General features: G+C 72.8%; 18 protein-coding genes. 14 read left to right on the top strand and 4 right to left on the bottom strand.

The genetic code is table 11. The features are described from left to right. The first annotated feature begins 143 nt into the window (after positions 1-143). The 6 genes from ACGFSH_RS25785 to ACGFSH_RS25760 all read left to right on the top strand — a co-directional run bounded on the left by ACGFSH_RS25785 (position 144) and on the right by ACGFSH_RS25760 (position 7,462). Entirely contained in the window at positions 144-2,393 is a 2,250-nt protein-coding gene (locus tag ACGFSH_RS25785; RefSeq protein WP_393352644.1) for an MMPL family transporter, read from the top strand. Then, the gene (locus tag ACGFSH_RS25780) at positions 2,371-2,946 is read left to right on the top strand and encodes a GNAT family N-acetyltransferase (protein WP_393352641.1); all 576 of its coding nucleotides are present in this window, start codon (positions 2,371-2,373) and stop codon (positions 2,944-2,946) included. Before ACGFSH_RS25785 ends, ACGFSH_RS25780 begins: the two co-directional genes overlap by 23 nt. Positions 2,947-2,981: 35 nt before the next feature. Beyond that, on the top strand, positions 2,982-3,572 hold the full coding sequence (locus ACGFSH_RS25775; RefSeq protein ID WP_393352638.1) for a hypothetical protein: 591 nt from the start codon (positions 2,982-2,984) through the stop codon (positions 3,570-3,572). A 195-nt stretch (positions 3,573-3,767) separates the two neighbouring features. Continuing rightward, entirely contained in the window at positions 3,768-3,974 is a 207-nt protein-coding gene (locus tag ACGFSH_RS25770) for a hypothetical protein (protein WP_393352636.1), read from the top strand. Between the two features lie 95 nt (positions 3,975-4,069). Continuing rightward, complete coding sequence (locus tag ACGFSH_RS25765) at positions 4,070-7,153, top strand: AAA family ATPase (RefSeq protein WP_393352634.1); 3,084 nt, start codon at positions 4,070-4,072, stop codon at positions 7,151-7,153. A 39-nt stretch (positions 7,154-7,192) separates the two neighbouring features. Continuing rightward, a complete protein-coding gene (locus tag ACGFSH_RS25760) occupies positions 7,193-7,462 on the top strand; it encodes a DUF6191 domain-containing protein (RefSeq protein WP_393352632.1) in 270 nt (89 codons plus the stop codon). A gap of 28 nt (positions 7,463-7,490) precedes the next feature. Here ACGFSH_RS25760 and ACGFSH_RS25755 read toward each other — a convergent pair whose 3' ends face one another. Then, on the bottom strand, positions 7,491-8,648 hold the full coding sequence (locus ACGFSH_RS25755) for a PQQ-dependent sugar dehydrogenase (protein WP_393352847.1): 1,158 nt from the start codon (positions 8,646-8,648) through the stop codon (positions 7,491-7,493). A 143-nt stretch (positions 8,649-8,791) separates the two neighbouring features. Beyond that, complete coding sequence (locus tag ACGFSH_RS25750) at positions 8,792-9,787, bottom strand: aldo/keto reductase (protein ID WP_393352630.1); 996 nt, start codon at positions 9,785-9,787, stop codon at positions 8,792-8,794. Positions 9,788-9,862: 75 nt separating this feature from the next. Between ACGFSH_RS25750 and ACGFSH_RS25745 the strand changes: the two genes are divergently transcribed. The 6 genes from ACGFSH_RS25745 (at position 9,863) to serA (ending at position 19,960) form a co-directional block, all read left to right on the top strand. Continuing rightward, positions 9,863-10,840 carry a 2-hydroxyacid dehydrogenase gene (locus ACGFSH_RS25745; RefSeq protein ID WP_393352628.1) on the top strand — a complete coding sequence of 326 codons (978 nt, stop codon included), beginning with the start codon at positions 9,863-9,865 and terminating at the stop codon, positions 10,838-10,840. A gap of 425 nt (positions 10,841-11,265) precedes the next feature. Then, complete coding sequence (locus ACGFSH_RS25740) at positions 11,266-14,370, top strand: putative bifunctional diguanylate cyclase/phosphodiesterase (RefSeq protein ID WP_393352626.1); 3,105 nt, start codon at positions 11,266-11,268, stop codon at positions 14,368-14,370. 254 nt (positions 14,371-14,624) lie between these two features. Then, positions 14,625-16,472 (top strand): acetolactate synthase large subunit, encoded by a 1,848-nt coding sequence (locus ACGFSH_RS25735; protein WP_393352624.1) that lies wholly within the window; start codon positions 14,625-14,627, stop codon positions 16,470-16,472. Positions 16,473-16,494: 22 nt separating this feature from the next. Next, positions 16,495-17,019 carry an acetolactate synthase small subunit gene (gene ilvN / locus ACGFSH_RS25730; RefSeq protein ID WP_069770471.1) on the top strand — a complete coding sequence of 175 codons (525 nt, stop codon included), beginning with the start codon at positions 16,495-16,497 and terminating at the stop codon, positions 17,017-17,019. Between the two features lie 119 nt (positions 17,020-17,138). Next, positions 17,139-18,137, top strand: coding sequence for a ketol-acid reductoisomerase (gene ilvC / locus ACGFSH_RS25725; RefSeq protein ID WP_393352622.1), 999 nt, complete (start codon positions 17,139-17,141; stop codon positions 18,135-18,137). A gap of 233 nt (positions 18,138-18,370) precedes the next feature. Beyond that, positions 18,371-19,960 carry a phosphoglycerate dehydrogenase gene (serA, locus tag ACGFSH_RS25720; protein ID WP_393352620.1) on the top strand — a complete coding sequence of 530 codons (1,590 nt, stop codon included), beginning with the start codon at positions 18,371-18,373 and terminating at the stop codon, positions 19,958-19,960. A 193-nt stretch (positions 19,961-20,153) separates the two neighbouring features. Here serA and ACGFSH_RS25715 read toward each other — a convergent pair whose 3' ends face one another. Next, complete coding sequence (locus ACGFSH_RS25715) at positions 20,154-21,671, bottom strand: MFS transporter (RefSeq protein ID WP_393352618.1); 1,518 nt, start codon at positions 21,669-21,671, stop codon at positions 20,154-20,156. Between the two features lie 97 nt (positions 21,672-21,768). Between ACGFSH_RS25715 and ACGFSH_RS25710 the strand changes: the two genes are divergently transcribed. Further along, entirely contained in the window at positions 21,769-22,386 is a 618-nt protein-coding gene (locus ACGFSH_RS25710; RefSeq protein WP_393352616.1) for a TetR/AcrR family transcriptional regulator, read from the top strand. Between the two features lie 30 nt (positions 22,387-22,416). Here the strand turns inward: ACGFSH_RS25710 and ACGFSH_RS25705 are convergent, their stop codons facing one another. Then, positions 22,417-23,619 (bottom strand): PucR family transcriptional regulator, encoded by a 1,203-nt coding sequence (locus ACGFSH_RS25705; protein WP_393352614.1) that lies wholly within the window; start codon positions 23,617-23,619, stop codon positions 22,417-22,419. A gap of 128 nt (positions 23,620-23,747) precedes the next feature. Here ACGFSH_RS25705 and ACGFSH_RS25700 point away from each other — a divergent pair, with 128 nt between their 5' ends. Then, positions 23,748-24,674 (top strand): proline dehydrogenase family protein, encoded by a 927-nt coding sequence (locus tag ACGFSH_RS25700; RefSeq protein ID WP_393352612.1) that lies wholly within the window; start codon positions 23,748-23,750, stop codon positions 24,672-24,674. Positions 24,675-24,725 lie beyond the last annotated feature (51 nt).

Genomic DNA, 24,725 nt, shown 5'->3' with positions numbered 1-24,725 from the left:
AGCTGCCTCCCACTCCTGTGAAAAGCCACACGAACGCGACAAACGATCTCGCGCGCCTGCGAGAGTGACCCCGTATCGCTCATACGTTCTTTGCGGGCTGTTTCCCGGTCAAAGATCCACAATTCACCTCCGGGAGCACGTCAGTGGCAGCCCTCGCACGTTGGTGTGTCCGCAACCGCCTGCTCGTGGTGCTGCTCTGGCTGCTCGCCCTCGGCGGCACGGCCACCGCCGCCGTCGTCGCCGGCTCCGCGTACTCCGACGACTACGAGGTCCCCGGCACCGAGTCCGGCCGCGCCGCCCTCCTGCTCACCGAGGCCTTCCCGCACCTCTTCCCGCACCTCGGGGGCGACAGCGACACCGTCGTCTGGCACACCACGACGGGCGCCGTCCGCGCCGCCGACGTCGAACAGACCATGACCCGGACCCTGGACGAGATCGCCGAGCTGCCCGGCGTCGCCTCCGTGGCCGGCCCCTACGACGAGCAGGGCGCCGGACAGATCAGCGAGGACGGACGCACGGCCTACGCCACCGTCGTCTTCGCGGACCGCGCCGAGGACGTCGGCCGGGACGAGGCGCGGGCCGTCGTCGACACCGCGCAGGCCGCCCGCGGCGACGGCCTCCAGGTCGAACTGGGCGGGGCCGCGATCGCCCGCACCGAGTCCTCCGGCGGCCATCTCGCCGAGATAGTCGGCGTGGCCGTCGCCGCCGTCGTGCTGTTCCTCGCCTTCGGCTCGCTCGCCGCGTCCGCGCTGCCCATCGCCACCGCCCTGGTCGGCGTGGGCACCGCGTACGCCGGGATCTCCCTGCTCGGACACGCCATGACGGTCGCCGACTTCGCGCCCATGCTCGGCCTGCTCGTCGGGCTCGGCGTCGGCATCGACTACGCCCTGTTCATCGTCACCCGGCACCGGCGCGGGCTGAAACGCGGACTGCCCGTCGCCGAGGCCGCCACGAACGCCGTCGCCACCACCGGACGCGCCGTGGTCTTCGCGGGCGCCACCGTGTGCCTGGCCCTGCTCGGCATGCTCACCCTGCGCCTGAGCTTCCTCAACGGCGTGGCGGTCGCCGCCTCGCTGACCGTCGTCCTCACCGTCGCCGCCTCCGTGACGCTGCTGCCCGCCCTGCTGTCGTTCCTCGGCATGCGCGCGCTCAGCCGCCGCGAACGGTGCCGCCTCGCCGACCACGGACCCCGGCCCGAACTGCCGACCGGACTCGCGGCCCGCTGGTCGGCGTTCGTGGAGCGCCACCCCCGGCTGCTCGGCGCGCTGGCCCTCGTCGTCGTCACGGTCCTCGCCCTGCCCACCCTCTCGCTGCGCCTGGGCAGCTCCGACCAGGGCAACGGACCGCGCTCGGCCACCACCCGCCAGGCCTACGACCTCCTCGCCGACGGCTTCGGACCCGGCGTGAACGGCCCGCTGACCCTCGTGACCCGGGTCCGGGGCGCCGAGGACCGGCTCGCCCTGGACAACCTCGGCACGGCCCTGCGCGACGTCGGCGGCGTGGCGTCCGTGACGCCGGTGACCTTCGACTCCGCCGGCCGCGCCGCCCACCTCACCGTCGTGCCGCGGTCCTCGCCGCAGTCGCCGCGCACCAGCGACCTCGTCCACCGGCTGCGCACCGAGGTGCTGCCCCGCGCGCAGGCCGGCACCTCACTCGACGTGCACGTCGGCGGGCTGACGGCCGGCTACGACGACTTCGCGGCCGTCATCGTCGGCAAACTGCCCCTGTTCGTGGGCGTCGTCGTCGCTCTGGGCGCGCTGCTGCTCCTGCTCGCGTTCCGCTCCGTCGGCATACCGCTCAAGGCCGCCGTGATGAACGTGGCCGCCGTCGCCGCCGCGTTCGGAGTCGTCGTCGCGATCTTCCAGTGGGGCTGGGGGAGCGAACTGCTCGGCCTCGGCCGGGCCGGCCCGATCGAGCCCTTCCTCCCCGTGATCATGGTGTCGGTGCTGTTCGGCCTCTCCATGGACTACCAGGTCTTCCTGGTCAGCCGGATGTACGAGGAGTGGCTGGAGACCGGCGACAACCGGCGCGCCGTCCGCGTCGGCCTCGCCGAGACCAGCCGGGTCATCAACTCCGCCGCCGTCATCATGATCTCGGTCTTCCTGGCCTTCGTCCTCAGCGGCGACCGGGTGATCGCCATGTTCGGCATCGGCCTCGCCGCCGCCGTCGCCCTCGACGCCTTCGTGCTGCGCACGCTGCTGGTGCCCGCGCTGATGCACCTGCTCGGCGGCGCCAACTGGTGGCTGCCGCGCGGGCTCGACCGGCGGCTGCCGAGGATCAGCATCGAGGCGCCCGAGTGCCGCGCCGCCCATGAGAGGCTCGACCGGGCTGTGGACGCAGCCCACCTACGGGAGAAGGAGCCGCGACCGGATGTACGCGACATCGCTGGGTGACGACGGAGCCGAACTGCGCCCCCTGGAGCCCTGGCACGCCGAGGAGTTCCTCGCCCACCTCGAACGCGGCCGCGACTTCATCAACCGCTACGTCCCCTTCGGCTCGAAGGCCACCGACGCGGCCGGGGCGCGCGAGGTGCTCCAGCGCTACGCCGACATGCGGGCCGCCGACACCGGCTCGCTGCACGGCCTGTGGCTGGACGGCCGGCTCGTGGGCGGCGTGCTCTTCCTCAACTTCGACGCCGAGGCCGGGAACTGCGAGGTCGGCTGCTGGCTGGAGCCCGCCGGCACCGGCCGCGGACTGGTCACCCGGGCCGTCCGGGTGCTGATCGACTTCGCGGTGGAGCAGCGCGGCATCCAGCGCGTGGAATGGGTCGCCTCCGCCGGGAACACGCCCAGCCTGGACGTCGCCCGGCGGCTCGGCATGACCCGGGACGGCGTGCGCCGGCAGGCCTACCCCTATCGTGGGGTGCGGCACGACCTGGAGGTGTGGTCCGTGCTGGCCCAGGAGTGGCGCGACGCACGCGCGCGTACCGCTCACGACGATCATTAAGAGACCTCTCAGAGAGCGTCCGTACGGTGCGGGGTATGGGAACCAAGACTGCTGACGAGACCGGCGCCGAGACCGCCGGGACCACGACCGACGACGAGAAGGCCGCCGTCGTAGGCGCCACGGGCGAGGTGACCGAGGAGGCCCCGCACTCCGGGGAGGGCGCGGGCGGACCCGCCGCCGCGGACGAACTCGCCGCGGGGAACGAGGCCGCCGTCACGGACGGCTCCGCCGGCGTCGGCCAGGGCGCGGGCGCCGTGGTCTCCGCCGTGCTCGGCTTCGTCTCGCTCACCGGCAGCTGGATCGGCACCCTCGCCGGGGCCCGCCAGACCCTCGTCGGCCAGCTCCAGACGTCCGCCTCCTCCGGCACGACCGTCGCCAAGCAGCTGGAGGCGATCTACGGCGACGCCTGGCAGGCCACCGCCCTGTGGGCCGGCCTGTTCGCCCTGGCCGCGCTGGTCACCGGCGTCGTCGTGCTGGCGCGCCCCGCCTTCGGCAGCCCGGCCCGTCCGCAGGCGGCCTGGATCAAGTCGGTCTCCTGGGCCGGCGTCGTCCTCGGCGTCGTCGGCCTGCTGCTGGCCGTCCTGAAGTACACCGACGCCCTGCTCGGCCTGCCCTCCGGCGGCTGAGTCCGCGCACGTCACGAGGGGCCTCAGACCCGCCGTAAGCACCTTACGGCCGGTCTGAGGCCCCTCCGGCGCGTCTAAGGCCCCCGCCCGCCGCCGAAGATGCGGAACTCTCCCGATGTGCCACACCCCCCTGGCAGACGACAGTGGAGGCATCGCAGCAAGCGAAGCCCACACCGACCTCTCAGGGGACACACCATGTACGAGCTCGAACTCCACCAGGCCCGCTCCACCGAACTGCGCCGCCGGGCCGCCGAGGAGCGACTGGCCCACGAGGCCGTCCGCGGCGCCCGCGCCGCCCGCCGCGAAGCCGCGGCCCGCGCCGCCGAACGCTCCGAGGGCGAAACCGAGAGCGAACCGCATACCCGCCGCCCGCGCCGGTTCGGCTCCCCCCGGCCGGCGTGAGCACCGCCACCGGGCGGGGCGGCCGCACGGGGGTCGGCCGTCCCGCGGACGAGGGCCCGGCGATATCCGCTGGGCCCTCGTCGTCTCCGCGTGCCATGCTCGCCCTCGTGGAGACCAGGTCAGTCAGCCCCGTGTTCGTCGGCCGCACCGACGAGCTGGACACCCTGAACGAGGCGCTCTCCCGCGCCGCGACGGGAGAACCGCAGGCGCTGCTCATCGGCGGTGAGGCCGGCGTCGGAAAGACCCGGCTGGTCGAGGAGTTCGCCGCGGCCGCCGGCCGCCGGGGAGCCGTCGTCGCCCTCGGCGGCTGTGTCGAGATCGGCGCCGACGGACTGCCCTTCGCCCCGTTCTCCACCGCCCTGCGCGCCCTGCGCCGCACCCTGCCGGACGAACTGGCCGCCTGCGCCGCCGGCCAGGAGGAGGAACTCGCCCGGCTCCTGCCGGAGTTGGGGCCGAACCGGACCGGACGCCACGACGAGGAGGGCATGGCCCGCCTCTTCGAACTCACCGCCCGCGTCCTGGAACGCGTCGCAGCCGAACACACCGTCGTCCTCGTCCTGGAGGACCTGCACTGGGCCGACGCCTCCACCCGCCACCTCCTGTCCTACCTGCTGCGCACCCTGCGCACCGGCCGCCTCGTCGTCCTCGCCACCTACCGCGCCGACGACATCCACCGCCGCCACCCGCTGCGCCCCCTGCTCGCCGAACTCGACCGGCTGCGCACCGTGCGCCGCCTGGAACTGGCCCGCCTCACCCGCGACGAGGTCTGCCGCCAGATCGCCGGCATCCTCGCCCACGAACCCGACCCCGCCCAGGTCGACGACATCTTCGAACGCTCCGACGGCAACGCCTTCTTCGTCGAGGAACTCGCCGTCGCCGCCCACGAGGGCTGCTGCACCGGCCTCACCGACTCGCTGCGCGACCTGCTCCTCGTCCGCGTCGAGGCGCTGCCCGAGAGCGCCCAGCACGTCGCCCGGATCGTGGCCGAGGGCGGCTCCACCGTCGAGTACCGGCTCCTCGACGCCGTGGCCCGGCTCGCCGAGGACGACCTCATCGAGGCGCTGCGCGCCGCCGTCAACGCCAACCTCCTGCTCGCCACCCCCGACGGCGACGGCTACCGCTTCCGCCACTCCCTGGTCCGCGAGGCCGTCAGCGACGACCTCCTGCCCGGCGAGCGCGCCCGCCTCAACCGCCGCTACGCCGAAGCCCTCCAGGCCGACCCGGCACTCGTCCCCGCCGACGAGCGCGTCATGCGGCTGGCCAGCTACTGGTACCACGCCCACGACCCGGCCAAGGCCCTGCCCGCCGTCCTCGACGCCTCCGTCGAGGCCCGCTCCCGGCGCGCCTACAGCGAGCAACTGCGGCTCCTGGAACGGGCGATGGAACTGTGGGAGTCCGCCCCGCAGGAGGTGCGGGCCGCGCTGCGCGCCGTCGACCACACCGAGGCCTACCCCCGTCCCCTGCCCGAGAGGTGCGGAGGGACCCCCGGCGGCCGCGACCCCGCCGCCACCCCGCTGCGCTATCTCGACCTCATGGCCGAGGCCGCCGTCGCGGGCCGCTACTGCGGGGAGCGCGAACGCGCCCTGAAGATCGCCAAGCGGGCGCTGCGGCTGCTGGAGGACGAGGACGACCCCCTGCGCGCCGCCTGGTTCTGGATGCAGCGCTCACGGCTCGCGCGCGCCCTCGGCCGCAGCAGCGGCCGCGAGGAACTGGCCACCGCGCAGGAGCTGTTGCGCGGGCTGCCGCCCAGCGCGGTGCACGCCGAGGTGCTCGCCCACCTGGCCCACTGGTCCACGATCCACGCCCCCGGCCCCGAGGCCTACCGGGCGGCCGAACGCGCCGTGGAGTACGCCCGCATGATCGGCTCCCGCGAGACCGAGCTGGACGCCCGCCAGATCCTGGGCGTCCTCATGGTCCACGCCGGCCACATCGAGGCCGGACTCGCGGAGCTGCACGAGGTCAGGGAGCGGGCCCTCGCCGAGGACGCCCCCGCCGTCGCCCTCAACGCCTACGTCAACCTGCCCTCCGAACTGGAGGCGGTCGGCCGCTCCCGGGAGGCCGTCCCGATGCTGGAGAAGGGCCTCGACTTCGCTCGGCGGCACGGACCGCCCGACACCGAGGCCTGGGTGTGGGGGAACCTCGCCGAATCCCTCTTCTCCCTGGGTCGCTGGGACGAGGCGGACCGCGCGTGCGCCGCCGCCGGCCGGGTCGGCCAGGGCGTGGCGGTCCGCGGGGTGCACGCCATCCTGCGCGCCGAACTCGCCCTCGCGCGCGGCGACCTCGCCGAGGCCGCGCGCCGGCTCGACGCGGGGCGCGACTACTTCGGCTCCCAGGAGCGCGCCCCGCAGCACCACCTGCCCCTCACCCGCCTGGCCGTCCAGCTGGCCGCGGCCCGGGGCCGCCCGCTGGACGCCCGCGCCCACGTCGTGCCCGTCCTCGACCACGGCTTCCCGCCCGGCACCCAGCGCGACGCCTGGCCCCTGCTGCTCGCCGCGGCGGCCGCCGAGGGCGACGCCCGCGCGCTGCCCGCCGCCGACGCCGGCCGCGCCGGCCTCCTGGCCCGGATCCGCGACGCCGCCAAGAAGCTCGTCACGATCGCGCCGGTCTGGCAGGCCCACGAGCACTGGGTGCGCGCCGAGATCCGGCGCGCCGAGGGCGGCGCCGGCCCCGACGACTGGTGCGAGGTCGTCACCGCCTTCGAACGCCTGGAACGCCCCTACGACCTCGCCCGCACCCGGCTCCGGCTGGCCGAGGCCCTGCTCTCCACCGGCGCCGCCGCCGAACGCGACCGGGCCGCCGAACTGCTGCGCCTCGTGGACGCGGTCGCCGCCCATCTCGGCGCCCGCCCCCTCGCCGACGCCGCCGCCCTGCTCGGCCGGCGCGCCCGCCTGGGCCCGGCGCCCCTCGCGGACCGCCCTGCCGCCCCGGCCGCTCCCGTCGATCCGCTGACCGCCCTCGGCCTGACCAGCCGGGAACGGGACGTCCTGCGGCTGGTGTCCGAAGGCCGCACCAACCGCCAGATCGCCGAGGAGCTGTTCATCTCGCCGAAGACGGCGAGCGTCCACGTCTCGAACATCCTGTCCAAGCTCGACGTCTCGGGCCGGGGCGAGGCGGCCGCGCTGGCCCACCGGCAGGGGCTGTTCCCGCCGAACGCCGAAGACCGGGTGGCCGCGCGATAATGGGCTCGGGCCGCTGACCAGGCACGCCGGAGGAGGACGATGTTCAACCCCTTCGAGGAACTCTTCGCGCCCGGCCGCAAGCACACCCGCGACGAGCAGAACCGGCTGGAGCTGACCCGCGAGGACGTCGGCGACGCCGATCCCGGGCACGGACCGATAGACCTCGCCTCCGGAAAGGTCGTGGTCCGGGCCGCCGACGCCGGCCCGATCGATGCGGAGCCGGGGGAGGGGCGGGGCGATGAGCCCGCGGAGGACGGGCCGGTCCGCGGGGGACCGGACCGGGAGGCCCCTGCGGCCGGCGACGGCTGACGGCGCTGCCCGGGACGGCTGACGGCGCTCAGCTCACCCGCAGCTCCAGGATCCGGTCGTCCCCCGGCTTCGGATTGCCGCGGCCGTCCGTGTTGCTGGTCGTGACCCACAGCCGGTCCCCGCCCGCCGACACCACCGTGCGCAGCCGGCCGTACTGGCCCTCCAGGAAGGCCTGCGGCGCCGCCGAGGCGGCCGTCCCGCGGAGGGGGACGCGCCACAGGCGCTGTCCCTTGAGACCGGCCATCCAGATCGACCCCTGTGCGTAGGCGATGCCGCTGGGGGAGGCTTCGTCGGTGTGCCACTGGGCTATCGGGTCGCGGAACTTCGCGTCCGCGCCGCCGCCCCCGGCGCTCCTGCCCTCCGCGAGCGGCCAGCCGTAGTCGGCGCCCGGCGCGATCGCGTTCAGCTCGTCCCACGTGTCCTGGCCGAACTCGGAGGCGAACAGCCGCTGCTCGGCGTCCCAGGCCAGGCCCTGCACATTGCGGTGGCCGTAGGAGTACACCGGCGAGCCGGGGAAGGGGTCGCCGGGAGCCGGTTCGCCCTCCGGGGTCAGCCGCAGGATCTTGCCGCCCAGGGACTTGCGGTCCTGGGCCAGCCCGCGGTCGCCGTTCTCGCCGGTGCCGACGTACAGCATCCCGTCGGGGCCGAAGGCGATCCGGCCACCATTGTGGATCATGCCCTTGGGTATGCCCTTGAAGATCGTGTCGGGCGCCCCCAGCTGGTCCCCGGCCGGCCGCTTCGCGTCGTAGAGCATACGGACGACACGGTTGTCCGAGGCCGTCGTGACGTACGCGTAGACCATGCGGTCCGAGGCGTAGCGGGGGGACAGCGCGAGGCCCAGCAGGCCGCCCTCGCCGGCCGCGGAGACGCCGGGCACCTCGCCGAGCCGCGTCTTCGCGCCCGTCTTCCCGTCGACCCGGGTGATCGTCCCCTCGTCGCGCGAGGCGACCAGCAGACCGCCTTCCGGAAGGGGGGCCAGGCCCCAGGGGCTGTTCAGACCCTCGGCGACCGTGCGCACCACCGAGACCGTGCCCTTGGCGGGCGGGGTCCGCACCGCCGACGGGGAGGTCGACGGCGCGGTCGCGCCGCCCGGTGAGGGGCTGGCGGAGGCGTGCGGCGCCGGTCCGGCGCCCGGTGAGCAGCCGGCCGTCGCCAGCAGGGCGCCCCCGGCCAGCACGGCCAACACGGCGGACACAGCTCGACGTTCCACGATCACGGTCCCTTCGGCACGGCGGTTCCTTCGGCGGGTCCATTCGTCCTACGCCCAGTCCTACGCAGCGCACGTCTCCAGGGTTCCCGATCCGCGCCGGCACCACCCCCCAGGGGCACTCACTCCCACGATCCCAGCGCCGCCGGCAGCTTCGCCACCTCCGCCAGATCCTGCGGCGTCAGGCGCAGCCCGGCCGCCGCCGCGTTCTCCGCCACCCAGCGTTCCTGCTTGGCGCCCGGCACCGGGACCACGTGCCGGCCGCGCGACAGCACCCACGCCAGCGCCACCTGCGCCGCCGTCACCCCTTCGCCGTGCCGGGCGGCGATCCGGCGCAGACCGGCCACGATCGGCTGGTTCGCGGCCATCATCTCGGCGGTGAACCGCGGATGCCGGGCCCGCAGGTCGTCCGGTTCGAAGCCCCGGCCGGGCTTCAGCGTGCCGGTGAGGAAACCGTTGCCGAGCGGCATCGCCGCCAGGAAGCCGACGCCGCGCGCCTCGCACCACGGCAGCAGCGCCTCCAGCGCCTCGGGCGACCACACCGACAGCTCCGCCTCCACCGCGGCCACCGGGAATACCTGCTGGACGCGCCCCAGCTGCCGGATCGTTCCGTCGTACAGGCCGCCCGACCGGCGGCCGCCGCGCGCGCCCACCGCGCACCACCCCAGCGCCCGCACCTTGCCCGCCCGTACCAGCTCCGCCATCGCGCCCCAGGTCTCCTCGACCGGGATCTCCGGATCGGCACGGTGCAACTGGTAGAGGTCGATGACGTCCGTCTGAAGGCGGCGCAGGGACGCGTCGCAGGCCCGTCTCACGTATCCCGGGCGGCCGTTGGCGACGATGTGCTGCTCACCGACGAGCAGCCCCACCTTCGTCGACACGAACGCGTCCGCCCGTCGCTCCCTCAACGCCCGCCCCAGCAACAGCTCGTTGGTGAACGGCCCGTACATGTCCGCGGTGTCCAGCAGGGACGAACCCGCGTCCAGCGCCCGGTGCACCGCCCGCAGCGAGTCGGCACCGCGCTGCCGCGACCCGCTGTACGCCCAGCTCATCGGCATGCACCCGAGGCCCACGGCCCCCACCTCGAGCGCCCCCGCGCCGATCGTCCTGCGCTCCACCTGCTCGTGACCCTCCCTCGCCGGACCCCCCAACCTAACCGCTGGGCCGACACGCCCCTGACATAGCCTCCTGGCATGACCGCTGACCTGGCACGCGACGTATGGCTGCCCATCCCGCCCGACGAGATCGACGGGCTTCCCGAGGGGCTCGACTACCTCTTCTGGGACGGCGGGGAGAGCGGCGACCAGCCCTACCCCGGTGACCCCGCGCGCTGCGTCGTCTACGTGGTGCCGTACATGAAGCGGCAGCCCGTGAAGGTACGGCCGCTGCGGGAGATGAGCCGCCTCCAGGTCGTGCAGACCCTCACCGCCGGCGTCGACGACATCACCGCGCGGCTGGCGGACCTCGTGCCCGGGGTGCGGCTGTGCAACGCGCGCGGGGTGCACGAGGCCAGCACCGCGGAACTGGCGCTCACCCTGACCCTGGCCGCCCTGCGCGGCATCCCCGGATTCGTGCGCGCGCAGGACGAGGGGCGCTGGCAGGGCGCGTTCCATCCCGCGCTCGCCGACAAGAACGTCCTCGTCGTCGGGTACGGCTCCATCGGCGCCGCCATCGAGGACCGGCTCGTGCCGTTCGAGGTGGCGCGGGTGGCGCGCGTCGCGCGCTCCTGGCGCACGACGGCGCGCGGCCCCGTGCACCCGATCGCCGAACTGCCCGCCCTGCTCCCCGAGGCGGACGTGGTGATCCTCGCGACGCCGCTGAACGACAGCACGCGCGGCCTGGTCGACGCCGGCTTCCTGGCCCGGATGAAGGACGGCGCGCTGCTGGTCAACGTGGCCCGCGGAGCGGTCGTCGACACGGAGGCGCTGCTCGCCGAACTGCGACGGGGCCGCCTCACCGCCGCCCTGGACGTCACCGACCCCGAACCCCTGCCCCCGGGCCACCCGTTGTGGACCGCGCCGGGCGTCCTCATCAGCCCCCACGTCGGCGGACCCACCTCCGCCTTCCGTCCCCGCGCCGAGCGGCTGCTGGCGGACCAGTTGACCCGCTTCGTGAACCGTGAACCACTGCGGAACGTGATCGTGACGACGGGCGCCGGCGACGGATCCTGACGACGGCGCGGGACTCCGCCGCCCAGGTACGGGCACGCTCCGCAGTCCTGCGGACGCGTTCTGTACCTCATCCGGATGCATATGCCGATGATCGTCACGCAGCGTAGAGGAACTATGTCCCTGAGTGACGAGACTGGTGTATCGTCCCGACAGGGGCTGCGCCGCGCAGTATCGGCGTCAGGGACGGACATTTCAGACTTGTGAGGGGGGCGACGGGCGATGCACGGCCTATGGACGAACGATCCGACGCGGCGGAGCCGCCGGCGGCGACCCTGGCATCCGGCCGCGGGCGGTCACGGTCACCGCACCCACCACGGTCCTCCCCACGGCCCCCCTCCTTCGGGATGCGGCGGCCGCGGGAGGCGGACGCAGCCACCGCCCCGCACCCCGAGGGGCCCGGGAGCCACACGGACCGGGAGGCCGCGGTGAGTTCGCCGTCGACCTCCACGCCCCTCCTCGACGGAGCGCCGCGGACCCAGGCGGCCCCCGCCGGGAGGCCGCGCCTCGGACCGCCGTCCGCCCACGGCCCCGGATCGAACCTGGTCCACCAACTTCTGCTCGCCCTGGTCTGCGCGGTGTACGCCGTCGGCTCCGCGCTGGGCTGGGGCTCCGACCGACTCGCACTGATCATGGGCGACTTCGGGCTCACCGCCGCGGCCGGCACGGCCGCCGTCTCGTGCCTCCTCTACGCGCGCAACCGCCGCGTCCGCTTTCGATCCGCCTGGCTGCTGTTCTCGCTCTCCTCGGCGATGGCGGCCCTCGGCAACCTCGTCTGGGGCTGGTACGAGGTGGTCCTCGGCCGTCCCGTGCCCAGCCCCAGCTTCGCCGACCTGTTCTTCCTGTGCTTCGCGCCCCCCGCCATCGTCGGGCTGCTGGTGCTCGCCGCCCGCCCCATGACGAAGGCCGGCTGGGTCTGCCTGGCGCTCGACGCCTGGCTGATCGCCGGTTCGCTGCTCACCCTCTCCTGGAGTCTCGCGCTCGCCCAGGCCGCCAAGTTCGACGGGCCGAGCGTGGCGCATGCCGCCCTCTCGCTGGCGTACCCGCTGCTGGACATCGCGCTGGTGAGCATGGTGCTGGTGCTGCACTTCCGGCGCACCTCGGTGAACCGCACGGCGGTCAACACGGCCGTCGGCGCGCTCGCGCTGACCGTGATGTGCGACGCCCTGTTCACCTCGCCGCTGCTGCACAACAACTACCGCTCGGGCCAGCTCCTCGACGCCGGCTGGTTCGCCGGCTCGCTGCTCCTGGCCTACGCCCCCTGGGCCGCCTCCCGCCGACAGGCCGCGGAGGAGGGGCACACGCGCGTGGTCCTCGAACACCTCCCCGGCAAGCGCGCCGGCGGCCGCCCGCAGACGCCGCCGCGCGTCCAGGGCCGCGCGCCGCAGCCCGGCCGGCCGACCGCGCACACCGCCGCGCACCCCCATGCGCAGACGCCCGCCCAGCAGGGCGAGCACGGCCGCTTCCCGTCCACCCGGCCCATCACCGGCTCCCTGGCCGCGCTGACGCCCTATCTCGCCGCCGCCGTCTGCACCCTGGGGATCCTCTACAACGTCCTCAACGGCCGCAGCGTCGACCGCGTGGTGCTGCTGACCGGCGGCACGGTCGTGCTCGCCCTCGTGGTGCGCCAGGGGATCATGCTGCTCGACAACATCACCCTCACCCAGGAACTGGCGCAGAAGGAGAACCACTTCCGCTCCCTGGTGCAGGGTTCCAGCGACGTCATCATGATCGCCGCGCCCAGCGGGGTGCTGCGCTACGTCTCCCCGGCCGCCGCGGGCGTCTACGGCCGGCCCGCCGAGGACCTGGTGGGCACCGAACTGGCCGACCTGATCCACCCCGGGGACCTCGGCTGCGTGGTGCACGAGGTGCGCCGCTTCCTCGCCGCCAGCCCCCAGGACGAGCCCACCACCCGCATCGAGTGCCGGTTCCGCTCCGGCGACGGCGGCTGGCTCAATGTCGAGTCCACCGTCAACCGCCACCACGGCGGCCTGATCTTCAACAGCCGGGACGTCACCGAACGCGTGCGGCTCCAGGCCCAGCTCCAGCACAACGCCGAGCACGACCCGCTCACCGACCTGCCCAACCGCGCCCTGTTCACCCGGCGCGTCCAGCAGGCCCTGTCCGGCCGGCGCAGCTCCGACCGGGGCCAGGCCCTGCGGGGCACGGCCGTCCTGTTCATCGACCTCGACGGGTTCAAGGCCGTCAACGACACCATCGGCCACGCGGCCGGCGACCAGCTCCTGGTCCAGGCCGCCCGCCGGCTCCAGGAAGCGGTCCGCAAGTCGGACACCGCCTCCCGGCTGGGCGGCGACGAGTTCGCGGCCCTGATCGTCGGCGACGGAGCCCGCGACCGGGCCGCCCGGGAACGGCAGATACTGGAACTCGCCGACCGCCTGCGGCTCACGCTCTCCCAGCCCTACCTCATCGACGGCGGCGAGGTACGGGTCGCCGCGTCCATCGGCGTCGCCTTCGCCGACCCCGGCCTCGGCGCGGGCGAACTGCTGCGCAACGCCGACCTCGCCATGTACCGCGCCAAGGCCGGCGGCAAGGGCCGCGTCGAGCTGTACAAGCCGCAGATGCAGCAGGACGTCGTCCGCAAGGCGGAGCTGGCCACACGGCTGCGGGCCGCCCTGCACGACGGCGAGTTCGCACTGCTGCACCAGCCCGTGGTGCGCCTGGACGACGGCCGGATCACGTCGGTGGCCGCGCAGGCCCGCTGGCGTTCCTCCCAGGGAGTCCTCTTCACGCCGGCCGAGTTCCTGCGGGTCGCGGAGGACGGCGACAGAACGGCCGAGCTGGGCCGCTGGGTGCTGGAGGAGGCCGTCGAACAGGCCGCCGACCGCACCGCGAGCGGACTGGTCCTGCCGGTGGTCGTACGCATGGGCGCCCGGCGGCTGACGGACCGTTCGCTGCCCCTCGGCTCGGTGGAGGCACTGCTGACCCGGCACGGCCTGCCGTCCGGTTCCCTCGTGATCGAACTCTCCGACACCGACCCCAGAGTGCCGCTGGACGAGCTGGAGCGCCGCCTGGGGGCTCTGAAGCGCCTCGGGGTGCGCATCGCCCTGGACGGCTTCGGCAGCGGCTACGCGGCCCTCACGGCGCTGCGCCGACTTCCCGTGGACATCCTCAAGCTGGACCGCTCGCTGGTCGAGGGGGTCGTCGAGTCCGCGCGACTGCACAAGATCACCAGCGGGCTGCTGCGGATCGCCGGCGATCTGGGCCTTCAGTCGGTCGCCGACGGGGTGGACCTTCCCGAGCAGGTCGTCGCCCTGCGCGCGATGGGCTGCACCCACGGCCAGGGCATGGCCTTCACCGGGCCGCTGGACGAGTACCGGCTGCGGCGGGCCCTGGCGACGGGCCGCTTCCCGGTGCCCCACGAGCCCGTGGAACCCGCGTTCGCGGGCGGGGGCGCGGGGGTGTACACCAGTGGTGTCCACGCAGGCGGCGTCGTCGCCGGCGGCGTCACGGCCGTACTCGGGAGCGGCAATGCCCTTCGCTCACATAATGAGACTCCCGTCCCACCCACTTGACAGTCGGTGCGCGCCAGGGGAGGGTCAATGCCATGCGCACCCGAATTCTCGTACTTGGAAAGCGCGTCGGCTGAAGCTGGTGACGTCCGGTCGGACCGGAACACACCGCGACCCACACCCGGCGCGCTCCCCTCGCTTGCCTTTTGGCACGAGGGGTTTTTTGTTGCACAAAACCCCGCAGGCCGCACCACCGCAGGACCCGCACCACCCGCACGACCCTCAGTAAAACCCTCAGCATCGAGAAGAGAATGCCGATGACCGAGCAGGCCACCGGGGCCCATCCGCAGCCGCGGCCCCGATCCGGAGGACAGCACTCCGCGTCCGTCGAGCACGTGACGGGTGCGCAGTCCCTCATCCGTTCTCTCGAGGAGGTCGGCGCCGACACGGTATTCGGCATTCCCGGCGGTGCGATCCTTCCCGCCTACGACCCGCTGATGGACTCCACCCGGGTCCGCCACGTCCTGGTCCGGCACGAGCAGGGCGCCGGTCACGCGGCCACCGGCTACGCGCAGGCCACCGGCCGGGTCGGCGTCTGCATGGCGACCTCGGGCCCCGGCGCCACCAACCTGGTGACCCCCATCGCCGACGCCCACATGGACTCGGTGCCGCTCGTGGCGATCACCGGCCAGGTGGCCTCCAAGGCGATCGGCACGGACGCCTTCCAGGAGGCGGACATCGTCGGCATCACCATGCCGATCACCAAGCACAACTTCCTGGTCACCCGGGCCGAGGACATCCCGCAGGTCATCGCGCAGGCGTTCCACATCGCCTCCACCGGCCGTCCGGGACCGGTCCTGGTCGACATCGCCAAGGACGCCCTCCAGGCGAAGACCACGTTCTCCTGGCCGCCCGCCATGGACCTGCCCGGCTACCGGCCGGTGACCAAGCCGCACGCCAAGCAGATCCGTGAGGCCGCCAAGCTGATCACCGCCGCCAAGCGGCCGATCCTGTACGTCGGCGGCGGCGTGCTCAAGGCCGGCGCCACCGCCGAGCTGAAGGTCCTCGCCGAGCTGACCGGCGCACCCGTCACCACCACGCTGATGGCGCTCGGCGCGTTCCCCGACAGCCACCCGCAGCACCTGGGCATGCCCGGCATGCACGGCTCGGTGGCCGCCGTCACCGGCCTTCAGAAGGCCGACCTGATCGTCGCGCTGGGCGCACGCTTCGACGACCGCGTCACCGGCAAGCTGGACAGCTTCGCGCCCTTCGCCAAGATCGTCCACGCGGACATCGACCCGGCGGAGATCGGCAAGAACCGCACCGCCGACGTCCCGATCGTGGGCGACGCGCGCGAGGTCATCGCCGACCTGGTCCAGGCCGTCCAGAAGGAGCACAGCGAGGGCCACCGGGGCGACTACACCGCCTGGTGGAAGGACCTCAGCCGCTGGCGCGAGACCTACCCGCTCGGCTACGACCAGCCCTCCGACGGCTCGCTCTCCCCGCAGCAGGTCATCGAGCGGATCGGCCGGCTCGCCCCCGAGGGGACGATCTTCGCCGCGGGCGTCGGCCAGCACCAGATGTGGGCCGCCCACTTCATCCAGTACGAGAAGCCCGCCACCTGGCTGAACTCCGGCGGAGCGGGCACGATGGGCTACGCGGTCCCGGCCGCGATGGGAGCCAAGGCCGGCGCGCCGGACCAGGCGGTCTGGGCGATCGACGGCGACGGCTGCTTCCAGATGACCAACCAGGAGCTCACCACCTGCGCCCTGAACAACATCCCGATCAAGGTCGCCATCATCAACAACGGCGCCCTCGGGATGGTCCGCCAGTGGCAGACGCTGTTCTACAACCAGCGCTACTCCAACACGGTGCTGCACTCCGGTCCGAACGACGTGAACCCGGACGCCCGGGGCACGCGCGTCCCGGACTTCGTGAAGCTGTCCGAGGCCATGGGCTGCCACGCGATCCGCTGCGAGTCCCCGGACGACCTCGACAAGGTCATCGAGGAGGCGAACTCGATCAACGACCGCCCGGTCGTCGTCGACTTCATCGTCCACGAGGACGCGATGGTGTGGCCGATGGTCGCCGCCGGCACCTCCAACGACGAGATCATGGCCGCCCGTGACGTCCGCCCCGACTTCGGCGACAACGAAGACGACTGAGCGAGAGAGACGTAAAGAAGACATGTCCAAGCACACGCTCTCCGTCCTGGTGGAGAACAAGCCGGGCATCCTGGCCCGGATCGCCGCCCTGTTCTCGCGCCGCGGCTTCAACATCGACTCGCTCGCCGTCGGCGTCACCGAGCACGCCGACATCTCCCGCATCACGATCGTGGTGAGCGTGGAGGCCCTCCCGCTGGAGCAGGTCACCAAGCAGCTCAACAAGCTCGTCGAGGTGCTGAAGATCGTCGAGCTGGAACCGGGACAGGCCGTCCAGCGCGAACTCGTTCTGGTGAAGGTGCGCTCCGACAACGAGACGCGCTCCCAGATCGTGGAGATCGTCCAGCTCTTCCGCGCCAAGACGGTCGACGTCTCCCCGGAGGCCGTGACCATCGAGGCCACCGGCAGCAGCGACAAGCTGTCCGCCATGCTCAAGATGCTGGAGCCGTACGGCATCAAGGAACTGGTCCAGTCGGGAACGATCGCGATCGGCCGTGGCGCCCGTTCGATCACGGACCGGTCCCTGCGCTCCCTCGACCGGTCGGCTTAAGACACGGAACGGGCGGCCGGCGTCATCCGGCCGCCCGTATGCCGAGACCCCGAGACTTCCCTTCCGCCCGCCGTCATACGGTGGGACGCAACACCTGCACCCCAAGGAGAGAACCCAAAGTGGCCGAGCTGTTCTACGACGCCGACGCCGACCTGTCCATCATCCAGGGCCGCAAGGTCGCGGTCATCGGGTACGGCAGCCAGGGCCACGCCCACGCCCTGTCGCTGCGTGACTCCGGTGTCGACGTCCGGGTCGGTCTGCACGAGGGCTCCAAGTCCAAGGCCAAGGCCGAGGAGCAGGGCCTGCGCGTGGTGACCCCGGCAGAGGCCGCCGCCGAGGCCGACGTCATCATGATCCTCATCCCGGACCCGATCCAGGCCCAGGTCTACGAGGAGTCCATCGCCCCGAACCTGAAGGACGGCGACGCGCTGTTCTTCGCCCACGGCTTCAACGTGCGCTTCGGCTTCATCAAGGCCCCGGCCGGCGTCGACGTCGCCCTGGTCGCCCCGAAGGGCCCGGGCCACCTGGTCCGCCGCCAGTACGAGGAGGGCCGCGGCGTCCCCGCCATCGCCGCGGTGGAGCAGGACGCCACGGGCAACGCCTTCGCGCTGGCGCTGTCGTACGCCAAGGGCATCGGCGGCACCCGCGCGGGCGTCATCAAGACGACCTTCACCGAGGAGACCGAGACCGACCTGTTCGGTGAGCAGGCCGTCCTGTGCGGTGGCACCTCGGCGCTGGTCAAGGCGGGCTTCGAGACCCTGGTCGAGGCCGGCTACCAGCCGGAGATCGCCTACTTCGAGTGCCTGCACGAGCTGAAGCTGATCGTGGACCTCATGTACGAGGGCGGCCTGGAGAAGATGCGCTGGAGCGTCTCCGAGACCGCCGAGTGGGGCGACTACGTCACCGGCCCGCGCATCATCACCGACGCCACCAAGGCCGAGATGAAGCAGGTCCTCGCCGAGATCCAGGACGGCACCTTCGCCCGGAACTGGATGGACGAGTACCACGGCGGTCTGAAGAAGTACAACGAGTACAAAAACGCCGACTCCGAGCACCTGCTGGAGACCACCGGCAAGCAGCTCCGCAAGCTGATGAGCTGGGTGAACGAAGAGGCGTAGCCTCGGGACGAGGGGCCGGAGCCTACTGCTCCGGCCCCGTTGGCCATTCCGTCCGGCCACGGACGGGTGATCCTTCCACGGAGGCATGAGGCGACCTCCGTCGCAGCACTACACTGCTGCCTACATTCGCGTTCAGGCCCACAGCGTCGTGCGTCTTCCACGCGGCTAGCCCCTCCCTCCGCCTGCGGCCGTCGGGACGGCCGTCCGCACGCTCTGGACTTGTGAGGACTCACGTGAGCTCGAAACCTGTCGTACTCATCGCTGAAGAGCTGTCGCCCGCCACCGTGGACGCGCTCGGCCCGGACTTCGAGATCCGGCACTGCAACGGAGCGGACCGGGCCGAACTGCTCCCGGCCATCGCCGACGTGGACGCGATCCTGATCCGCTCGGCCACCAAGGTGGACGCCGAGGCGATCGCCGCCGCGAGCAGGCTGAAGGTGGTCGCGCGGGCCGGCGTCGGCCTGGACAACGTCGACGTCTCGGCCTCCACCAAGGCCGGCGTGATGGTCGTCAACGCCCCCACCTCGAACATCGTGACCGCCGCCGAGCTGGCCTGCGGTCTGCTGCTGGCCACCGCCCGCCACATCCCGCAGGCCAACGCGGCGCTGAAGAACGGCGAGTGGAAGCGCAGCAAGTACACGGGTGTGGAGCTGGCCGAGAAGACGCTCGGCGTGGTCGGCCTGGGCCGTATCGGCGCGCTCGTCGCGCAGCGCATGTCCGGCTTCGGCATGAAGGTCGTCGCCTACGACCCCTACGTGCAGCCCGCGCGCGCCGCGCAGATGGGCGTCAAGGTGCTGTCGCTGGACGAGCTGCTGGAGGTCTCCGACTTCATCACCGTCCACCTGCCCAGGACGCCCGAGACGGTCGGCCTGATCGGCGACGAGGCGCTGCGCAAGGTCAAGCCGAGCGTGCGGATCGTCAACGCCGCGCGCGGCGGGATCGTCGACGAGGAGGCGCTGTACTCGGCGCTGAAGGAGGGCCGGGTCGCCGGCGCCGGACTCGACGTGTACGCGAAGGAGCCCTGCACGGACTCCCCGCTGTTCGAGTTCGACCAGGTCGTGGCCACCCCCCACCTCGGCGCGTCCACCGACGAGGCACAGGAGAAGGCCGGCATCGCCGTCGCCCGCTCGGTACGCCTCGCGCTCGCCGGTGAGCTGGTCCCCGACGCGGTGAACGTCCAGGGCGGCGTCATCGCCGAGGACGTCAAGCCCGGTCTGCCGCTCGCCGAGCGCCTCGGCCGGATCTTCACCGCGCTGGCCGGCGAGGTGGCCGTCCGCCTCGACGTCGAGGTGTACGGCGAGATCACCCAGCACGACGTGAAGGTGCTGGAGCTGTCGGCCCTCAAGGGTGTCTTCGAGGACGTCGTCGACGAGACGGTGTCCTACGTCAACGCCCCGCTGTTCGCGCAGGAACGCGGTGTCGAGGTGCGGCTGACGACCAGCTCGGAGTCGGCCGACCACCGCAACGTCGTCACCGTGCGCGGCACCCTCTCGGACGGCGAGGAGGTGTCGGTGTCCGGCACGCTGGCCGGCCCCAAGCACCTCCAGAAGATCGTCGCGGTCGGCGAGTACGACGTCGACCTCGCGCTCGCCGACCACATGGTCGTCCTGCGGTACGAGGACCGGCCGGGCGTCGTCGGCACGGTCGGCCGGGTCTTCGGCGAGGCCGGGATCAACATCGCCGGCATGCAGGTCGCCCGTGCGGTGGCCGGCGGTGAGGCGCTGGCCGTGCTGACCGTCGACGACACGGTGCCGGCGGCTGTGCTGGCGGAGGTGGCGGAGGAGATCGGCGCGACGTCTGCTCGTGCCGTGAACCTGGTCTGAGGTTCGCCGCACGGTCCGGGGGCTGCCGCCCCCGGCCCCCGCTCCGGCCCTGAACGGGCCTTGTCCTCAAACGCCGGACGGGCTGGGAAATCCGACCTGGGCTTGAAGGTGGACGCTGCCCGGGCTCGGCGAATGTGTACGCCGGGCGGGCCGGAGTGATCCGGTCCGCCCGGCGTTTTTTTGTGCTGTGCGGTTATTCGCCGGCTACGCGGCTTCGTCGCAGGGTGGCCGTCGCCGCGATTCCCGCCGCGGCGAGGATCACCGCTCCCGCGATCGCCGCCCCCTGCATCCCCTGGGTGAAGGCCTCGCGGGCGGCGGTGGCCAGGGCGTCTCCCGTGCGCCCGGGCAGGTGGGCGGCGGTGGCCAGGGCGCCGCCGAGGGTCTCGCGGGCCTCCGCCGGGGCCGAGGCCGGCATCTCGTGGCGGTAGATCGCGGTGCCGATGGAGCCCAGGACCGCCATGCCCAGCGCGCCGCCGAACTCGGTGCCCGTCTCCAGGAGTGAGGACGCGGAGCCGGCGCGCTCTACGGGGGCCGTGCCCAGCGCCAGGTCCGTCATCTGGGACAGGACCATGACGATCCCGGAGGCGAGAACCCCGCAGGCGGTGAGGACGAGCCACATCGAGTCGGTGCCGGCGAGGGTGAGCAGGCCGTAGCCGGCCGCGCCGGTCACGAAGCCCGCGGTGACGACGTGGGCCCGGTCGACGCCCTTCTGGACCAGAAAGGCGGCCAGGGGCGCCGCCGCGCCGATCGGGACCGAGGGCAGCAGCGCCCACAGCGCCGCCTCCAGCGCGCTCCTGCCGAGGACCGACTGCAGGTACTGCGTGGTGAAGAACGCCGAGCCCAGCATCCCGAACGACGACACGAGGTTCAGGACGACGGCGGGGCCGAAGCCCATGCCGCGGAACAGGGCGGGGGAGATCATCGGGTCGGCCGTCGTGCGCTGGCGGTGGACGAAGAGGGCGGCGAAGAGCAGGCCCAGGGTGATCGAGACGACGTAGTCGGTGTGCCAGCCCTGCGCGGCGATCTCCTTGAGGCCGTAGATCACGGGGAGCACGGCGGCCATCGACAGCAGCACGCTCGGCCAGTCGAAGCGGCCCGGGGCGGGGTCGCGCGACTCGGGCAGCAGGACCGGGCCGAGCACCAGCAGCAGGGCCATCGCGGGCAGGTTGACCAGGAAGACCGAGCCCCACCAGAAGTACTGGACCAGGACGCCGCTCATCACCGAGCCGAGCGCGATGCCGCCCGTCATGACGCCGGACCACAGGCCGATCGCCTTCGCGCGCTGGCCGGGGTCGGCGAACATCGTGCGGATCAGGGCCATCGTGGAGGGCATCAGGGTCGCGCCGCCGATGCCGAGCACCGCGCGGGCGGCGATCAGCGTTCCGGCGCTGTCGGCGTAGGCGGCGGTCAGCGAGGCGGCGCCGAAGGCGGCCGCGCCGACCAGCAGCAGCCTGCGCCGGCCGATGCGGTCGCCGAGCGAGCCCATCGTCATCAGCAGCCCGGCCAGGACGAACGCGTAGACGTCGAAGATCCACAGCTGCTGGGTGCCGCTGGGGTGCAGGTCGGCGTTGATCGCGGGGATCGCGAAGTAGAGGACGGAGACGTCCATGGAGACCAGCAGCAGCGGCAGCATCAGCACGCCGAGGGCGGTCCATTCGCGTCGTCCGGCGCGGGCGGCCGGGGGTGTGGCGGTGCTCGTCGGGTTCGTCATGCCGATGACTGTACGGACGTCTTAAACGGTTGTCTAGAACGATTGTATAAATCATGCGTCTAGGACGGCTGTATGGATCCGGAGTAGGGTGGCGGGCATGGGACACCGTGAGGATCTGCTCGAAGGCGCCCGGCGCTGCCTGCTGGACAAGGGATTCGTGCGCACGACGGCGCGCGACATCGTCAAGGAGTCGGGGACCAACCTCGCGTCGATCGGCTACCACTACGGATCGAAGGACGCCCTGCTCGTGCAGGCCTACGTCTCGCTGATCGAGGGCCTCGGCGACACCTTCGACCCCGGCTGGGGTACGGGCGGCGACAGTTCGTCGGCCCCGAGGTCGCTGGAGCGCTTCCAGGAGGTCTGGGCGAACATCATCCGGTCGATGCCCGAGGCCCGGGGGGTGTGGATGCTGAGCCTCGAAGTCATCCTCTACGCCGACCGGTTGCAGGAGGTGCGCTCGCTGCTCGCCGTGGCGCAGGAGCAGGGCCGCGCCGGCATCGTCCCCATGTTCACCGGCGTCGCCGAGAGCGAACTCGACAAGGAGACCGTCGACTCGGAGGGCCGCTTCTACCAGACCCTGCTCAACGGGCTCATGGTCCAGTGGCTCTTCGACCCCCCGTCGGCGACCGACGCGGAGCAGCTCACCGAGGGGCTGCGGCGGGTGATCGCGGGCGCGGCGGGCGACCCGAGCGACCCGAGCGACCCGCGCGACTGACCGCCCCCGCGCGCCGGGCAGGGCGGTCGGTCAGGGCAGTTTGGCCGCCTTCAGCGTCATGTGCAGCAGCAGCCGGTCCTCGCCGTCGTCCAGGTCGAGGCCCGTCAACTGCTCGACCCGCGACAGCCGGTAGTAGAGCGTCTGCCGGTGGATGCCCAGCTCCGCGGCCGTGCGGCCGGCCTGGCCCGCGCAGTCGAGGTACACCTCGGCGGTGCGGGCCAGTTCCCGCTGGGCGGGCGCCAGCAGGGGCAGCACGCCGGGATCCCGGGCGACCTCGGGCGGCAGCGAGGTCAGCAGCCGGTAGGGGCCGACGGACGCCCACCGCGCGACCGGGCCGAGGCGCGGCTCGGCCAGCGCGGCCCGCGCCGATGCCGACGCCTCCTCCCAGGCCGCCCCGAGCCCGGCCAGCCCCAAGCGCCCGGCGGCCACCCCCGCCGCCGCCCCCGCCGCCCGCTCCAGCAGCCGTGCCGCCGCGGAGGTCGCCGGGGTGAGGGTGTCCGCGGAACGCAGCCGCACCAGCACCGCCAGGCACTGACCGGTCGTCGCCCACGGCACCGTGCACAGCGCCGTCGCCCCCGGCAGGGTGCGCAGCGAGGGCGCCTCGTCCGGGTCGGCGGTCGGCCACGGGGCCACGCACACCACCGTGTGCGGCGCGTCCGCGCGGGCGCCGAGCGCGGTGCGCAGCTCCGCCACCGCCATGTCCCGGGGCCAGCCCCGGCCGGCGGTGAGCACCGCCCGCAGCTCCCGGGTGAGATCCGCGCCGTGCTGTGCCTCGTCCGCGAGCAGGGCGCCGATCCGCGCGGTCACCTCCATCGCGGCCGCGAGCTGGGCGTCCGAGGGCCCGGGGTCGTCGTCCAGCAGCCAGACGTAGCCGAGGGCCACCCCCCGGTGCCGTACGGGCAGGCAGACGCGCCCGCGGTGGACCCCCGCCGCCGGGGTGGGCGGGATGCGGACCGGACCGGTGGCGCGGGTGATGCCGAAGCCCTCGAACCACGTGCGCACGGCCGCCGTCGAGCGCCGGGTCAGGATCGAGCGGGTGCGCACCGGGTCCAGCGCGGACGCGTCCAGCTCGTCGTCGCTGTCGTAGGCCCCGAACGCGATCAGCTCGAAGTCGCGGTTCTCCAGGGTCGCGGGGGCGCCGAGCAGCTCCGAGATCTCGTCGACGAGCTCCTGGTAGTCACCCGCGTGGGAGGAGGATGCAGCATCGGCCGTCACAGGGGCATTCTCCCTCATTCCCGCGGGCGCTTCATACATCTGTCTGAGATCTGCGGCACGGATGCGTGACAGCTGTCGATGGCTCAGGATCGGAGGGATCCTTAGGTTTCACGGTGGTTCTATCTGCTGGTTTGTGGAGGTGCCCCGTGCTGGGTCCCGTGATTCTCGCCGCGTCGCGCAGCGACCGGATGCGACGCCTGATCTCGGCGGCCCCGGTGACGAAACAGGTCGTGGACCGCTTCATCCCCGGTGAGACCGTCGACGACATCGTGCCGATCATCGAGGAGCGCACCGCCCAGGGGCTGGAGCTGACGATGGACGTCGTCGGCGAGGACATCACCACCCCCGACGAGGCCCGCGCCGCCCGCGACGCCTACCTGGCGCTGATCGACCGTCTGGCGGAGCTCACGCTCGGCGACCGCGTCGAGATGTCCGTCAAGCTGTCGATGTTCGGGCAGGCGCTGGAGGGCGGGCACGAGCTGGCCCTCGCCAACGTCCGCCCGGTGGTGGAGGCCGCCGCCGCCATCGGCACCACCGTCACCCTGGACGCGGAGGACCACACCACCCTCGACTCGATGTTCGCCATCCACGAGGAGCTGCGGAAGGACTTCCCGCAGACCGGCTGCGTCATCCAGGCCTATCTCTTCCGTACCGAGGCCGACGCCCGCCGCCTCGCCGCGAGCGGCAGCCGGGTCCGGCTCGTGAAGGGCGCGTACAAGGAGCCCGCGGAGGTCGCGTACCAGCAGAAGCACGAGATCGACAAGGCGTACGTCCGGGTCCTGCGCATCCTGATGGAGGGCGAGGGATACCCCATGATCGGGTCCCACGACCCGCGCCTGATCTCCATCGCGCAGGAACTGGCCCGCCGGGCCGGCCGCAAGCCCGACGAGTACGAGTTCCAGATGCTGTACGGCATCAGGGGCGACGAGCACCTGCGCCTGGCCGCCGAGGGCCACCGCATGCGCGTCTACACCGCCTACGGCACCGACTGGTACGGCTACTTCATGCGCCGTCTGGCCGAGAAGCCCGCCAACCTGCGGTTCTTCCTCCGCTCGATGGTCAGCAAGGGCTGAGCCCCGCCCCCGCTCGCCATCCCGCTCGCAACACCGCTCAGTAAGGAGTTA

The sequence above is a fragment of the Streptomyces sp. NPDC048481 genome (assembly GCF_043200075.1).
Lineage (GTDB): Bacteria > Actinomycetota > Actinomycetes > Streptomycetales > Streptomycetaceae > Streptomyces.
Note: the sequence above shows the minus strand (reverse complement) of the source record. Positions and strands in the feature narration are given on the sequence as shown.